The organism is Undibacterium sp. Dicai25W, assembly GCF_049340505.1.
Lineage (GTDB): Bacteria > Pseudomonadota > Gammaproteobacteria > Burkholderiales > Burkholderiaceae_D > Undibacterium > Undibacterium jejuense.
Map to the genome: position 1 here is coordinate 1 of NZ_JBMPOQ010000033.1, position 15,578 is coordinate 15,578.

The following is a 15,578-nucleotide window of genomic DNA, read 5'->3' on the forward strand; positions in this document are numbered from 1 at the left end:
GGCAAGCTGTCATATTGCAACTGTGCGCCACTATTATTGTCAAAGAAAAAAGACCTTCACCGATATTATGATCTCCAAAGTCAAACCGGATAATCAGGATAGGTATCAATAGCATCATTGCCCCTTGAACGTGGGGATATGTGAGGATTTCAGTGATGGCCTTAAAGAATTGCATATCCCCTTCGTATTGGAAACTGATGTACGTTCAGATAGCCAATCGATGGCGCACAAATCCAAGGTACGCAGATGGTACGCAACCAAAATGATCTTGCGTACCTTGACCGGTTTCCATTAAAAATGGTGATGCTGATGATACATATCACGTTAGAAAGCTAAGCAGCTTCCCCGTAATTTGCTATCAAAAAGAACGTTTTCTAGCAAAAGAAGGGGCTTCAAAGGGCCTTGCAAGGACTTTTTAGAATTTTCACCCTTCAATTAATACTTTCAAGCAAGAGTCTAGAAATGCCGATGAATACAACCGTGTCCAAGGTGCGCAGATGGTACGCGAGCAAAATGAACTTGCGTACCATCAATAAATTATTTTTGTAAGCACACTTACCTAACGCCCCTGCTGAATTTATGCGATTTAAAATCGAGATCAAATGACCGGGCCGTGCCCATAGCGGGTGGATCACATTCTACAAATCAGTCATTCAAAATTAATGCAAAGCAAACATCGATAAACATTTTTGAGAAAGTTAGTCCAAGTTCGTTTCACGTTTAACTAGTACCGATCTTTTTCATTCAAATCGGTTCGCGCCTTGATTTCTTCAGCTGATGAATTTGGAATTCGCTTGAGCTGAACCTGGGCTAGCGAGGGATATAGCGGCTTGCTCAGTACTCGTGAAATACCACTCGCGATAAGAGCGCATGCCATCAGACTCAATACCATCGCGTGGCCATCGACCATTTCCATCACGATGATGAACGAGGTCAACGGCGCTTGGGTCCCCTTCTATGCATATAAGGTGGTCACACAAGTTGTACGCGACCATAGAAATTTTACCTTCAAAGTAAATCGACACCTGAAAACGCCGCCGCCATATGATCCCCAAAGGCTCTGACTTTGGAAGAATGTTTACGTGCAGGCGGACTAACTAAATGGATAGGGATTGGATTGAGCAACCAGTCTTGCATCAGTGCCACTACTTCGCCTGTTACGATCAAGTCTGAAATTAACCAATCAGGTACATAGCAAATGCCCATGCCATCGCGCAAGCAGGAACGAAGCACTTCTGAATTATTGGTCTGCAATGGACCATGCACTCTGACACTGACGGCAGAACCATCGGCAGTGCTGAATTCCCATTGATTACGCATACGTAGTTCGGTGTAAACCAAGCAGGCATGTTGTTGCAAATCCTGAGGAATTTTTGGTGGTTTTTGATCTAATGATAACTGCGCCAGATAATTGCGACCGGCAACCAACATTCTTTGTGAGGTTGCAATCCGTCGTGCGACGAGTGAGCTATCTGCAAGGCTGCCAATACGCACTGCCACGTCGATACCTTGCTCAACCAGATCAACAAAGCCATCATCGAGCTTCAGATCAATCACTACATCTGGATTCTTACGCATGAAGGAGCGAACATGAGGCAACAGCACCCGCAGACCAAAGCCGACAGAAGTGGCGACACGTAGCGGGCCGGATAGAGCGCGTTCCCCCTCCCGCAAATGCGATTCTGCTTCACCAATTTCTGCTACCAGTCGACGGACCTCCTCAAAATAGCGCAAGCCCTCATCGGTCGGCGTTACTGCACGCGTGGTTCTGACCAACAAGCGAACGCCCAGATATTTTTCCAAACTGGCGACTTGCTTACTAATGGCACTTTGAGTAGCAGCCTGCTCACGAGCAACCGCCGAAAAGCTGCCTGTTTCCACGACTCGAACAAAGGTTTGCATCGCCAGTAATCAATCCATTATTTACCCCATTGATTCCAGATAGGAATGAATGATAGTCCTTTTTTTGGTCTAGCGGTCAAGGTCTGCTACGACCATACTTCACTCCACACCAACCCACAGGAGTAATGAAATGAGTAAGTTGACAGTATTGATTACCGGCGCTTTAACTGGCATAGGCCGCGCTACCGCCTTCGCTTTTGCGGCGGAAGGCTACAACGTAGTGGTTTCCGGACGTAAGCAAGAGGCTGGCCTGCAATTAGCAAAAGAATTACGCGACAAAGGCGTGGAAGCAGAATTTTTACAAGCAGACGTCAGCGACGAAGCACAGGTTGAGGCATTGATTGCCAGCACAAAGAAACGCTTTGGTCGTATTGACGTGGCCGTGAATAACGCTGGCGTTGAAGGTGAACTTGGCCCAATAACCGGCCAGACCGCTGCTAATTATCGCGCAACTTTTGATACCAATGTCTTGGGTGTATTGCTCAGTCTCAAGTATGAAATCGCTGCGATGCAATCGCAAGGCTCAGGTTCTATCATCAATTTGTCAAGTATTGCGGGCCAGGTTGGTATGGCTGGCGCATCGGTCTATGTTGCCAGCAAACATGCTGTTGAAGGTTTGACCAAAACAGCCGCATTAGAAGTGGCTGCTTCTGGCATCCGTATCAATGCCGTTGCACCCGGCCCGGTAGAGACCGCCATGTTGGATCGTTTCACCGGTGGCAATGCAGATGCGAAAGCTGGCATGTTTGCAATGATGCCTGCAAAGCGTGGTGCGCAGCCGGAAGAAATTGCGCAAACAATCGTCTTCCTGGCTTCCGACAAAGCACGTTATTTAACTGGCCAAAGTATCGCTGTCGATGGCGGCTATACAGCACAATAAAGGACTCATTATCATGAAAACAGTTATCGTACCAACTTACGAACAGGCTTCGCCTGCCAACCAGACATTAATGGACAACTTAAAAAAAGCGTTAAGCTTTGTCCCTAACCTATATGCAACATTCACGCATTCAGAAACTGCACTAGGTACTTATTTGACGCTGCAAAATGCCAGGAGTTCTCTGTCGTCGAAAGCGCGTGAAGTTGTCAACCTGAGCGTGAGTCAAATTAATCACTGCCGCTATTGCCTTGCCGCACATACCATGGTCGGAAAAATGGTTGGTTTCAGCGACGAGCAAGTATTAGAAATTCGTCGTGGCAGCGCAAGTTTTGATGTGCGTCTTGATGCACTGACCAAGTTGACGCACAACGTGATGATTACGCGTGGCCACACCGACAAAGACGTATTGCAAGCGTTTTTTGATGCAGGCTGGAATGAAGGTAATTTGGTTGATGTAATGATGGTGATCGGTGATAAAACCATCAGTAATTTCCTTCACAGCACAACAGAAATTCCCGTCGATTTTCCTGCTGCACCTGAACTTTGATGGGTTTTTACCGGGTCTGTTCGCCCGGTAAAAATTCATTCGTCATTGAAGTGAATAGAAATGGTTTGGCGTTGGGATCGTCACAGGCAAGGATTTCGGTATTCTTAAAATAGCCTCGGTCTGAAATAACTGTAAGCTGATACGCTCCCATTGCGGTGCTGTTTGATTTCTGGCTCTTGGCTATCAGCTGTTTCAAGGTCTTTGAAGTATTGGTTGAGGCTGTCTTCAACTTCCTTCATACGCAGCTCAACTTTGCCTTTCGTAAAACTCTTATCGCGATTATTGACTGCCTTGAATTTACTTCCATCGATAGTGATCAATGTGTCGGCAAACAGATTGAGATTTTGCAGATAACGACGGATATTAGATACGCCGTCAAAGGCAGCTTCAAACCTATAACCGGACAGACGTTTTGACACAGTCTCTGCCGTTTCCTATCCTTTAAATTCCACATTATTCGCAACTTATAATGCAGGATGCTTGCTATCATATGATTCCATTTTGCCTTCTAGCCCGTCACACATACCGTCGCTATATTCTTCAAAATCTATATCTCTGGCCGCTTCAGACATACCACCCAGCGATTTCATTTCTCTTTGAAATTGTTCATAGAGAGGGCGTGAGAGCACTTCTGTCCGCCCGTAGGATTTACTGAAGTTATTACTAATCCACGCCTCAAAGCTTGTAGGCCCAACAAATGTTGGATACTTTCGCGCACCGTCTCGAGAGCAAAATCCAATTAGCTTGGAAAGTTTTAAGAACTCCTCCGGCTCAGTCATTGCCACAAACTTTCGCAATTCTGGAAACGTCGATGGAATCTTCGCTTCCATTTCTGAGATTTTGCTTTTCAAGGCTTTGGACAGTTTTTCACATTTGGAGGTCGAGTAGTTTGGGCGCGGCTGGCTCACCCAAAAAATTCCTGGAAAATCCATCTTTGTACGAATTAATGGCTTGGCCTCATTACTATCTTCAACTCGGGCATCACGAATATCTAAAAATCCTGGGTATCGTGGTTTGCCTGTATCTTTTAAAGCAATGCCGTACGATAGTTCGTTTACCTGAAATTCCTGTACGGCGGAATACGACTCTGACCTGTACCAGGATAAAAGTTTGAGGTTCCTCACATATTTGAATATTGCCCGTTCCCCATGATTGACGCATTGAGCGGTAAGATCGTCCAACTTTAAGATTGTTTCTTCATACTTTTCCTCAGTCGGAAATGCAACGATTTGCGCACGCGCAGAACTAGGAACGACAACGAAAATTCCCAATAAGGCGGAAACAGCGAACAAGGCAATGAAGCGTAAAAGCATGTCAACTCTCTAAAAAATGTGTATCACTAACTTCCAAGTTAGCAGGTATGGTTCTGAAAAACATGATTAAAACGGCAGCTTTGGAGAATATTCATGACCGGCGGTTTCGTGCTGAGACTTGTCTTTCAAATAATAACGTAATTATTCGGTTGTGTACCCTTTGGCGTCAAATGACGAACTTGATAGCACCATCACTTCAAGTTCATTAATCAAAGGAGCGTCCGCCGCGAACCGTGTGTAAATTTAAGTCAATTTGTTGTGATATATCATCAAAAATTTATTTATTCCCCTAGAACTAATGTCAAAATACAGGCAAACCTCATTCATGACTATGGTCTCCTAAAGCGTCATTGGGAATGCTTACATGTTCAGTCGTCGCAATTCAAAAACTGCCCGATCACTCAATGTCCTGGTCGTCGACGATGATTACTTTATGCAGCGCACCCTCGTGCTTTACCTCAATAGCCTAGGGCATTCGGGCATTGTGGTGGAAAATGGTCAGCAAGCAATGGAATGCCTCGCAGTCAAATGTTTTGATGTTATTTTGTTAGATGTCACCATGCCTGTCATGGACGGGCTAGAGGTATTAGCAGCCATCAGACAGCAAGAGAAAATAAGAAATGCGCACCAACTGATCATTATGGTTACTGGCTACGCTGAAGCAGATGACTTGAGCAAGCTAAAAAAAGCTGGTGCGGATGGTTATGTGATTAAACCAGTTGATACAAATCAACTTGAGGCTGAATTAAAGCGTGTCGTCAGATAAAGCGCAAAACATTGCAACATTATTTCTCTAGTAATAATTTTCTTTAGCAATTAGCATTATTGAAGTAGAAATTTGTTTATCTTTGCACAAATAGTCTTATTCGAAGTACCTTTTTTAAAGGAAGTTGAATATGTCTGATGCCGCCAAATTGTCCGTTGTCCGTCGAGTTAGTCCAGAGTTGAAGGAGTTTCTGGCAGCGCCAAAAAGTGATTCGATCCATAGAGATACTTTCCACACCAAAGCAATATGGACTCCAGGTGTGAGATTGATGGGTAATTTGCAATTCAAATCAAAGGCAATTTTGATTTGTTTGATGTTCGTCATTCCCTTGTCAGTATTGACCTGGATATACTTCGCCAATATGTTTGAAAGCATTGCGTTCTCAGAAAAAGAACGTATAGGCATAGAATATAACCGTCAAATTTTCCCTGTACTCAATTTGGCACAACAGGTTCGCAGGGACTCCGTTGCCGCGGCAGTATCAGGGACTGCACCGGCAACGCTAGCTTCCTTATCTGAAAAGCTTCGTCAAGAACAAAAAAAGTTAGACGAGATTGAAAAACGCTATGGTAAAGAGCTTGGTGTAGAAAAGTCGTATGCCGAATCACAGGACGCCTTATCCAAAATTCCAGCTGCATCGCCAGCAGAAGTATTTAAACTTCATACGGCCTACGTGCAATCTCTGATTAATTTAATGGGACAAGTTACTGATGGCTCGAATTTGACTTTAGACCCTGAAATAGTCAGCTTTTACTTAATGGATGCGGTCTTTGCCCGCGCGCCAGACATTATCGAAAGCTCAGGAAAAATGCGCGGGCTGGGAGTTGGCATTCTCAAAGCTGGCAGCATCACGAAAGAACAGCAAAATACACTCAATGGTTTGATTCCGATCGCCGAATTCCAAGGCGATAATATGCTTGCCGACCTCGCGAAGGTGAGCGCGAATGACAGCAAAATTGGGGAGAAAATTAACGCCAAGCAGGTACTCAATGATACTGTCGCATTTTTTGCGGTGGCTAGAAAAAGTGTGATTGAAAACCAGGACTATGCACCAGAAGTGCAGGCTACTTACCTTGCCGCAGCGAATAAAACGATTGAAGGTCAATATGGCCTGACCGATCGATTAATCAATGCCCTAGACGAGGTTTTGGCTGACCGTGTTTCTGGAATGAAGCGCAAGCTTTATCTGATTTCTGCCATGCTAGGACTAACTATTCTTGCTGCATTGTATGGATTTTATACCTTTTATTTAGTCACCAGCGGCGGACTAAAACTAATTAGTAAGCATCTCAAAGAAATGAGCGACGGCGACTTACGTACAGCGCCAGCAATGCCATGGGGTAAAGACGAACCAGCGCAAGTTATTATTGATCTTCGCCATACCTATGATGCCTTACATGCATTGATCAAAACTGTACGTCACTCAGCCCGTGCTTTACACGCAACGAGCAGTGAAATTTCTGCTGCCAGTCTGGATTTATCCTCACGTGCGGAGTCAGCAGCAGCGTCGCTGGAAGAACAATCCTCCACGATGGAAGAGATAGGTTCTACTGTCGAGAATAGCGCGCAACAAACCGTCGCCGCAGCCAACTTTGCAACAGAAAATGCCAAGGTAGCAGAGCAAGGCGGCATCGTCATCGGAACAGTCGTTAGTACGATGCGCGACATTCATGCCTCGTCTTCCAAGATTAACGAAATTATTGGCGTGATCAATGGTATTGCGTTTCAAACGAATATTCTCGCCTTAAACGCTGCTGTAGAAGCAGCCCGCGCGGGCGAACAAGGGCGTGGTTTCGCGGTAGTTGCCAGTGAAGTGCGCAATCTGGCCCAACGCAGCGCGGCGGCAGCAGACGAAATCAAAACCTTGATTTCAAGCAGTGTTGAGCAAATATCTACGGGTACCAAAGTTGTTGAACAAGCGGGTACCACAATGGAAACGATGGTGAAAAACGCCCGTCAAATCAGCGTATTTTTAAGCGAGATTTCCGCTGCAACGAAAGAACAGTCACTAGGACTCGGTCAGATCAGCAGTGCGATCCAGGAGCTGGATGAGAATACCCAACACAATGCGGCTTTAGTGGAGGAAACTAGCGCAGCAGCAGGTGCTTTAACCGATCAGGCGTCGACCTTGCAACAGGAAATAGCCAACTTTAGAGTGGCATAATTCCAGCGGAAATAAGTACGTATAAGCCGAAATCTTTTCAAAAACCAAAGCAAAAACCTGTATTACCAATGGCCTCTTAAAAAATCTTCTCTGCGTTTACCGTCATTCATTGGAACAAGGCAAGCTATGTTATCGAAGTATTATCAAGCTAAACAAATTTGAACAAGCCTTGTTCAGTGGGCGTAGTATCTATCTCTGACAAGTAATAAGCTTAGCTCTGATTTTTAGTGAGAGGCGAAGATGGACAAATCTCAAGTTCCAAACTTAGACTTATCGACTAAGAATTCGTTTGATTCCTTAGGTGATAATCTATCTTCGATTCATACTGTCATCTCCAGCCGCTATCCGTTTATTGATCGAATGGCGATTGCTCTCTACGAAAAAAAGACCGATTTACTTAAGACATTTACCAGTAGCAATCATGACGCGCAACAACTACAACGATATGAAGCCAGATTGGCGGATGTTCCATCGCTGCTGGATTTGGTCAACACTGGGCAATCACGTGTAATAGAAAATATCAAAACCAGCCTTAATCGACATTCTACGCATTCGTCCTGGTTATTAAATAGGGGCTATCAGTCCAGTTTTACTGTCCCGATTTACCAGGGAGGCAAGTTTGCGGCATTCTTATTTTTTGATTCAAAAACAGAAAACGCGTTTAAGCCTCCTGACATCTTCTTTTTAGAAACATTAGCAGACCTGGTTTCTCAACTTTTCCTGCTACGAATCAAGCTTGCTCACGACTTAGTTGGAACGGTTCATATTGCAAGCGATCTGGTCAAAATGAGAGATGTAGAAACAGGGCAGCATCTGGAGCGAGTAGCTGCGTATTCACGCTTAATGGCATTAGCAGTTGCAGATCGCTTTAATTTAACGGATGAATTCATTGAATACGTTTTTCTGTTTGCGCCGCTTCACGATATTGGAAAAATCGGCATTCCAGATAATATTTTGCTAAAGCCAGGAAGGCTGGAAGAGCATGAGTGGGATGTTATGCGTTCACATGTCGAAATTGGCATACAAATTATCGACAAGATGAATACGGCGTTGGAGCTTGAATCCGATCTGGCATTCCGGGTAATGCGCAACATCGTCGCATTCCACCATGAGCGCGGTGATGGGTCTGGCTACCCTGAGCATTTAACGCTTGAGCAAATACCCATTGAGAGCCGGATCGTTGCAATTGCAGACGTGTACGATGCCTTATCAAGTAAACGCCCCTACAAACAGGCCTTTAGTGACGAAGAATCCATCGCCGAGCTACGCAAGGAAGCCACCCTACTCCGCCTCGACCAATATTGTGTTGAGGCCTTGATACGCGCAAAAAGCGAGCGCGCACTAATTCAAAAGAAATTTGAAGACAGGCTTGATTGATTTCTCGTTTCTTAATATCGCTTTTCAGTATAAGATCGTGTTCATCTTTCAACTCTGAGTACAACGAGGTCAGCGATATGAAAAATAAACCCATAGAGCGAGATCCAAACAGAATGCCGACACACCCAGGCGAAATTTTGAAAGAAAACGTTCTTCCAGAGTTGCGTATAAGCCGGGCAGCATTGGCAAAAAAGTTAAATGTGAGCCGCTATACGATTTCTAAGATTCTTCAAGCGAAGGCTAGCCTTAGCGCTGAGATTTCAATAGCTCTTGAAGCCCACGTTGGAAGCACCGCTGAGCAATGGATGAGGATGCAGATAGCACATGATTTATGGGTTGCCAGACGAAGTGCTACACTGTATTAGTTGTGATCTGACTGCCATACCGTTTCAATTGGTAGTTGGTCAGATTAAATCGAAATTATTACAATTAAAGATTCATGAAATTAAAATCCACAATTCTCCGCACTTTATTTGGACTTTTTTTTGTTATCCTCATCTTTAGCACGATAGGTATTGTCAGCAACCGCGAGGCTGATAAAAATGAAAAACAATTTTGCTCCACTGTAACCGCAGGCACGCCGATCTCCGGATTAAAAGAAAAAGCGCTAGCTAATGGCGCAAACAAAAAAATGACTCAAATTTTTGACATCAACCCGCCAGAACATACTCTCTTAGTGGTGTTCAATGGTGCATTTCAATTTGATCGATATATATGCGAAATCAACTTCATTGATGACAAGGTAACTTCAGTCAAACACGCTCACATGGATTAAGTTAAAATATAGACATCTACACAAAGGTTACATGCAGAAATAAGCGAACGGCTAGCCAGATCACTTATTATCTTTACCATCGCTAGCCCTAAGCCAACTCACCAATTTCTGCTGGCCAACTTAGTGTTTGCACGTCATCAAGGGCACACTGAATTCCATTTATCAAATTAATTTCAAGGCCTGTTCTAGGTTGAGATCGTGGTACTAGGTTTAATTTCCCGACGAGACGATTGATAATTTGGCGAAATCCTGTCTTTGACTTTTCATTTTCAAGTAGCACTTGAAAAATTTCCACTTTTGATACTACATGCAAAAAGCTGGCTACAATCATCTTCTCCGATGCTTGAGGAAAGTCATGCATAAGAACAAACTCCAACCATTCGAGCACATTTTCACTCAAATCGATTTTTCGTAATTCATTGAAACTGACAGGCCATTTGTGTGTCGGTGTTATGTTCAACCAGGAGAAAAGTCCCCATGGAGATAGCTTTCTTTCTCCCATCTGCTCCGACCAGTAGTTGGTATTGGACTTACGTCCTGATTCGTCTTTTACACTTCCATAATTAAGAGAAAATGGGACGTAAAAATTTTTCATACTACCGTTTCCTGGAGCTTTTCTGAGGAACGCAGGAATATCGTATGTTGCCTCACTAGTTGCTACGTCAGTATGAAGGCTTGTCAGTTCCCGACGGAAAACTGCAGGCTTTCTCCTCGGATGAAAATCCTTCCGACCACTATTATTTAATCCTGCATGGCCAATTCCGCTATGCCCTGCTGGTAACATGTGAGGCACAATGTAAAGTGACGGCATCTCACCTGCCTTTTCGGTATATTCCCGTTCATGTATCAACAGGAAATTGCTGCGTTCACTCACAAGTTGATAATCAAGGGCAATTTTTTCTATATCAGATTTATTGCAGTCAAGCGCATTTCCACTTATCGACATGTGCGTCATCCGTACTTGGGCCGCCATTCGTGAAAGTTGATTATCGGTGGTAGAAGCCTGTGAGAAATCAACAAAGGCAATTTCGTCTCGCTTAGACTCTCCCAGAGTGTTTCCACACAAAATCAGCTTACCTTCTGGTCGTTGTTCAAACAAGGCGAACAGTTGATAAGTATCTCCATCAAACACGCTTTCACCAAAACCTGAAGTCCATAGTGGCACGTTATTTTCTGGCCAGATGCAATCTAATGCTTGGATGCTTGGGGAACGAAGGCGGATAAACATACGCATCACCGCTGGTTCAACCGCCTCAACTGCCGTCACAAAGTCACACGCGCCCCCTGTTGCACTTGCCAGACGACACAAATGACTTTCTGAAGGGCTACTGCCTACACCAACAATAAATAGCCTGTGCCCAGAATTTTTAGCAGATGCAATAGCGCTGTCGACTTCGGTAATATCTCCATCAGTAATCAGCAAGACGTCACTATTATTCATATCATTGAGATCGAAGGTCGACTGCAACGCTGTTTCCATTTCAGTGCCACCCAAATTCGCCTCTAGATTTCCGACCCAGCGTTGGGCTGCTAGTTTGCTCGCTGGCGCTGCTTTCCACATTGCTCGCGAACGATGCTCGACATGAGAACCGAAACGACTAAGCGAGAACCTATCTCCTTCTTTCAGTTCGTCCACGATTACACGTAAAGCTCTTTGAGATGCTGCAATACTATCGCCCGCCATAGAGCTTGAACAATCAACCAATATTTTAAGAGAGATAGTTGGTTTAATTTCTTGATCAATGTTCACGCAAAAACTCGCCAACATTGCGTATTGCTCTGGATAGCGATAATCAGCCCCCATAACAAGCAAAGAATTGGTTGGAAAATCTTCCAGCGCCAGCACAAAATCGCGATCTAAGGTTCCTTGGCGATTTAATGAAACACAACAAATGCCATCCGCACTCTTTACTGCTATTGGATGGCTTGGTGAGGTAATCTTCGCCTTTGTCAGTGCATCATGCAAACGTAGTTCAATATCGAATGGATACTCTGCCTCCAGACTATGTCGAGGAATTAGGTGCTCAGGAAAATTAGATTGTTTTGACACATCAGCATGGCTATTATCAAAACGTGGCGCTATGACAGTTGGGATTAGCAAGCGTAGGCAATTTTGTTCGAATTGCAAAACCTGTGCGTAGTGAACGCAGATAGTGCAATGTTCTTGCGGAGCGAGATTTCCGAGATTTAAGCTGTAACTATGGTCAGGATTTTTCTCCAACATGATGGCTGTATCACCGGTCGATATCGTTTCTTCGTAATCGGCTTCTGCCTGTTTTTTTCTGACTACAATGCCAGTGAGTTTTTTTTCTCCGAGAGTCACATCAACGTGCATCAAGACAGCACGCCATGGCAATGGGAAGGTATAGATTACTTCAGCATGTGATGACGTTGAATTGCAAAACTCTTGAACAATCTGCATATTAAGTATCTGACCACGCATATCACCAGTCATGCGAATACTATCTAAATTGAACTCTTTACCATGAGGTGTTTTAAGACTAGCACGAGGCAGCATATTCATTGTTGCTCCTTAGGGGTAAACCAATTTTGTAAAACCGTGATCGGCTTTTTGAGGCGTCGCAATCATCCCTCTGAATCGAGGTCTTGATATAGCTGCATCACACCGCGCACGAATCTGCGCATCTGCTCTGATGACAATCCTGCACGGCCAGGCTCAATGACTATCTCAATACCATCAGCGACAGTCAAATGGCTGCAAACTTCGATGCTGCCTGGCAAGCGTGGCTTTGCCGGAACTGGAGACTCTTCGCCATGCAATAGTTGTCTAATGCGATCAAGGGATACCCCTGCAGAAGTCCATTTTTTAACAAGCAGGAGTTGTTCTAGATGGTGACTATCATATCGAGCGGCACGTGTCTCACCTTCGGGTTTATCCACCAATCCGATCTGGACATAATATCGTGCGGTACGAATAGAAATGTCCGCCAGCACGCAAAGATCAGAAAGAGAAAAGTTCCTAGTAGCGAATTTGGAGTTTTTATTCATGCATTATATTTAAACACTTTTACTGTATATATACAAGCATGGGAATGGTTATCGCATGGAACGGAATAGCGCAATTATTTTATTGAACGACTAACACGTCGGCGTAAACTTTCTAAGTTGCCTGTGCGGCAATGAACAGCGGCAAGATTTTTACTGATGTTGATTTGAATTTCTAAGCTGCCTGTGCGGCAGTGAACTTGCCTTGTCTTTGCAACGGCGTGCCGTTCATTTTCTAAGCTGCCTGTGCGGCAGTGAACCGTCTGGTGATTCCAGCAAATCGGCTGCGTCTTTTCTAAGCTGCCTGTACGGCAGTGAACTTCCGCAAGACTACGCGAACCATTTTATCTACTTTCTAAGCTGCCTGTGCGGCAGTGAACGAATATGCGCCAGTTTCGGCGGTTTCCGCCGTTTTCTAAGCTGCCTGTGCGGCAGTGAACCTTCACGTGCAGCAGATTATAGCTACGGAACATTTCTAAGCTGCCTGAGCGGCAGTGAACCGGGTTATTGGTGCTATCAAGTTTGGCGCGATTTTCTAAGCTGCCTGTGCGGCAGTGAACGGTATGCCCGCTAAAAATCGCGTTAACGTGTCTTTCTAAGCTGCCTGTGCGGCAGTGAACAATCATTTAGTTTTTGAGGTGCTTTTTTCATGTTTCTAAGCTGCCTGTGCGGCAGTGAACCATTAGATCGGTGCGCGTCTTCAACTTGTTGTTTTCTAAGCTGCCTGTGCGGCAGTGAACCGAAAGACCAGCCAAACAATTTATAGTCTTGATTTCTAAGCTGCCTGTGCGGCAGTGAACTTGCTTAAGCCAACGATTCTTATTAGCAACTTTTTCTAAGCTGCCTGTGCGGCAGTGAACGAGAAAAAGCACATCAAAGCGGCGCATTATTGTTTCTAAGCTGCCTGTGCGGCAGTGAACAAAGAGCGCGGTCGTGAAAAACTGCACCTACATTTCTAAGCTGCCTGTGCGGCAGTGAACAGGGTTCGCACTCTATTTTTAATTTCCGATCTTTTCTAAGCTGCCTGTGCGGCAGTGAACCAATCGAACAAGTTGTCTTAAATGGTCGGGACTTTCTAAGCTGCCTGTGCGGCAGTGAACTATCGTCTTGCTGATGATGCTGCGCACAGAGATTTCTAAGCTGCCTGTGCGGCAGTGAACCGAAATCCTAGAGATAAATCATTGGAGGATAATTTCTAAGCTGCCTGTGCGGCAGTGAACCGTTTTATTGGTAATGCTGATTGCTTTTGCTTTTTCTAAGCTGCCTGTGCGGCAGTGAACGGTATAGCGCAACTTCCGAATGCCCCACTGATTTTCTAAGCTGCCTGTGCGGCAGTGAACGATTTGAATTCGCTTGTCCCCGTCACTTTGATTTTCTAAGCTGCCTGTGCGGCAGTGAACCAGGAAAGCACAGTTGGCTTACCCTTAAATATTTTCTAAGCTGCCTGTGCGGCAGTGAACCTCCACCTCCGCCCGGTTCGTCTTCCTCGAATTTTCTAAGCTGCCTGTGCGGGAGTGAACGATGTCGCAAAAATGCACTCGGACAAGTTAGATTTCTAAGCTGCCTGTGCGGCAGTGAACTTTTGTTTAATCCTGTTTCCGCTTTTGCAGGTTTTCTAAGCTGCCTGTGCGGCAGTGAACAGCTACTTGAACTCGTCGTAGACGTACTGGAATTTCTAAGCTGCCTGTGCGGCAGTGAACCGCTAGGCACATTTTTACTTGCGGTAAGTGAATTTCTAAGCTGCCTGTGCGGCAGTGAACATCGATCTTCAGCTTTTGGTTTGGATGGTGCCTTTCTAAGCTGCCTGTGCGGCAGTGAACGCACTCGCGCCATCAAACCCAACCCTTATGCCTTTCTAAGCTGCCTGTGCGGCAGTGAACATAAAACGATTAGCAGATTTTTATAGATAGGTTTTCTAAGCTGCCTGTGCGGCAGTGAACTATCACTCCCAATATCAATGTTTTCGGTTTCATTTCTAAGCTGCCTGTGCGGCAGTGAACTAGTAGCTCATTGAGCTGTTGTTGCGCCTCGTTTTCTAAGCTGCCTGTGCGGCAGTGAACACCCCCAAGTATGTAAAGGGTGAGTTTAGTCATTTCTAAGCTGCCTGTGCGGCAGTGAACAAAATATGCCGCGTGAAATTCTTCAGGTGGACTTTCTAAGCTGCCTGTGCGGCAGTGAACAACATGTCGAGAGAAAAACTTGCTTGTAGGATTTTCTAAGCTGCCTGTGCGGCAGTGAACTAGCTAAGCTCAAGAGTCTCGCCGCTGTGCGCTTTCTAAGCTGCCTGTGCGGCAGTGAACTTGGATTGTATTTTCAGATGGGTTTGAATATTTTTCTAAGCTGCCTGTGCGGCAGTGAACTAGCAGGGGGGTTGTATCGACTGGTTTATATATTTCTAAGCTGCCTGTGCGGCAGTGAACGACATTGTGTTGATTACCCAGCACCCGTTACTTTTCTAAGCTGCCTGTGCGGCAGTGAACAGTGTCAGACGGTTTTTCGTCCTCGGTCAGTTTTTCTAAGCTGCCTGTGCGGCAGTGAACTTATCCTTGATGCGTTTCTTGCTCACTGCATGTTTCTAAGCTGCCTGTGCGGCAGTGAACCACCTGACGGAGCGCCAGAAGGAGAGCCAGAATTTCTAAGCTGCCTGTGCGGCAGTGAACCGTTTCGGCGTTGCTGTAGGTGCTTTTGTAACCCTCCCGTAAAATCAAGCCATGCATAACTAGAGTTCTTGAGGCAAACTTATATGCCAAAGGAGAACAGAAATGCGTAAGAGCAGATTTACAGAGACACAGATCATTGGAATATTGAAAGCGGTTGAAGCTGGTAGATTGGTCAAAGATGTTTGTCG

Annotated in this window: 13 protein-coding genes, 1 pseudogene and 1 CRISPR repeat array; of the genes and pseudogenes, 8 read left to right on the top strand and 6 right to left on the bottom strand. The window is 45.1% G+C overall.

The features are described from left to right. Window positions 1-724: 724 nt before the first annotated feature. Window positions 725-949, bottom strand: a pseudogene (locus ACO0KY_RS19150) (chloride channel protein); the annotation flags it as partial. Between the two features lie 59 nt (window positions 950-1,008). Beyond that, window positions 1,009-1,902, bottom strand: a complete 894-nt coding sequence (locus ACO0KY_RS19155) for a LysR substrate-binding domain-containing protein (protein WP_423048760.1) — start codon at window positions 1,900-1,902, stop codon at window positions 1,009-1,011. 130 nt (window positions 1,903-2,032) lie between these two features. Here ACO0KY_RS19155 and ACO0KY_RS19160 point away from each other — a divergent pair, with 130 nt between their 5' ends. Together ACO0KY_RS19160 and ACO0KY_RS19165 are read left to right on the top strand one after the other, a co-directional pair. Then, window positions 2,033-2,782: an SDR family NAD(P)-dependent oxidoreductase gene (locus tag ACO0KY_RS19160; RefSeq protein ID WP_423048762.1), complete on the top strand. Its 750-nt coding sequence runs from the start codon at window positions 2,033-2,035 to the stop codon at window positions 2,780-2,782. Between the two features lie 13 nt (window positions 2,783-2,795). After that, window positions 2,796-3,329, top strand: a complete 534-nt coding sequence (locus tag ACO0KY_RS19165; protein ID WP_423048764.1) for a carboxymuconolactone decarboxylase family protein — start codon at window positions 2,796-2,798, stop codon at window positions 3,327-3,329. Window positions 3,330-3,433: 104 nt separating this feature from the next. On the opposite strand, the gene ACO0KY_RS19170 is transcribed toward ACO0KY_RS19165, so the two are convergent. Together ACO0KY_RS19170 and ACO0KY_RS19175 are read right to left on the bottom strand one after the other, a co-directional pair. Further along, window positions 3,434-3,748, bottom strand: a complete 315-nt coding sequence (locus tag ACO0KY_RS19170; protein WP_423048766.1) for a hypothetical protein — start codon at window positions 3,746-3,748, stop codon at window positions 3,434-3,436. Window positions 3,749-3,793: 45 nt separating this feature from the next. Continuing rightward, window positions 3,794-4,642 carry a hypothetical protein gene (locus ACO0KY_RS19175; RefSeq protein ID WP_423048768.1) on the bottom strand — a complete coding sequence of 283 codons (849 nt, stop codon included), beginning with the start codon at window positions 4,640-4,642 and terminating at the stop codon, window positions 3,794-3,796. A 364-nt stretch (window positions 4,643-5,006) separates the two neighbouring features. Here ACO0KY_RS19175 and ACO0KY_RS19180 point away from each other — a divergent pair, with 364 nt between their 5' ends. The 5 genes from ACO0KY_RS19180 to ACO0KY_RS19200 all read left to right on the top strand — a co-directional run bounded on the left by ACO0KY_RS19180 (window position 5,007) and on the right by ACO0KY_RS19200 (window position 9,724). After that, window positions 5,007-5,408: a response regulator gene (locus ACO0KY_RS19180; RefSeq protein ID WP_423048770.1), complete on the top strand. Its 402-nt coding sequence runs from the start codon at window positions 5,007-5,009 to the stop codon at window positions 5,406-5,408. Between the two features lie 130 nt (window positions 5,409-5,538). Further along, window positions 5,539-7,572, top strand: coding sequence for a methyl-accepting chemotaxis protein (locus tag ACO0KY_RS19185; protein ID WP_423048772.1), 2,034 nt, complete (start codon window positions 5,539-5,541; stop codon window positions 7,570-7,572). 240 nt (window positions 7,573-7,812) lie between these two features. Next, window positions 7,813-8,949: an HD domain-containing phosphohydrolase gene (locus ACO0KY_RS19190; RefSeq protein ID WP_423048774.1), complete on the top strand. Its 1,137-nt coding sequence runs from the start codon at window positions 7,813-7,815 to the stop codon at window positions 8,947-8,949. Window positions 8,950-9,026: 77 nt separating this feature from the next. Next, a complete protein-coding gene (locus ACO0KY_RS19195; RefSeq protein WP_423048776.1) occupies window positions 9,027-9,314 on the top strand; it encodes a HigA family addiction module antitoxin in 288 nt (95 codons plus the stop codon). Window positions 9,315-9,388: 74 nt separating this feature from the next. Next, window positions 9,389-9,724 (top strand): hypothetical protein, encoded by a 336-nt coding sequence (locus ACO0KY_RS19200; protein ID WP_423048778.1) that lies wholly within the window; start codon window positions 9,389-9,391, stop codon window positions 9,722-9,724. Between the two features lie 88 nt (window positions 9,725-9,812). On the opposite strand, the gene ACO0KY_RS19205 is transcribed toward ACO0KY_RS19200, so the two are convergent. Together ACO0KY_RS19205 and ACO0KY_RS19210 are read right to left on the bottom strand one after the other, a co-directional pair. Continuing rightward, entirely contained in the window at window positions 9,813-12,248 is a 2,436-nt protein-coding gene (locus ACO0KY_RS19205; RefSeq protein WP_423048779.1) for a VIT domain-containing protein, read from the bottom strand. Between the two features lie 62 nt (window positions 12,249-12,310). After that, window positions 12,311-12,733, bottom strand: a complete 423-nt coding sequence (locus tag ACO0KY_RS19210) for a helix-turn-helix domain-containing protein (protein WP_186910800.1) — start codon at window positions 12,731-12,733, stop codon at window positions 12,311-12,313. Window positions 12,734-12,842: 109 nt separating this feature from the next. Further along, a CRISPR array of direct repeats spans window positions 12,843-15,390; the repeat unit is 28 nt; unit sequence TTTCTAAGCTGCCTGTGCGGCAGTGAAC. Between the two features lie 102 nt (window positions 15,391-15,492). Between ACO0KY_RS19210 and ACO0KY_RS19215 the strand changes: the two genes are divergently transcribed. Continuing rightward, window positions 15,493-15,578, top strand: an 86-nt coding sequence (locus ACO0KY_RS19215) for a transposase (protein WP_423047340.1), incomplete at its 3' end; no start/stop codon positions are given.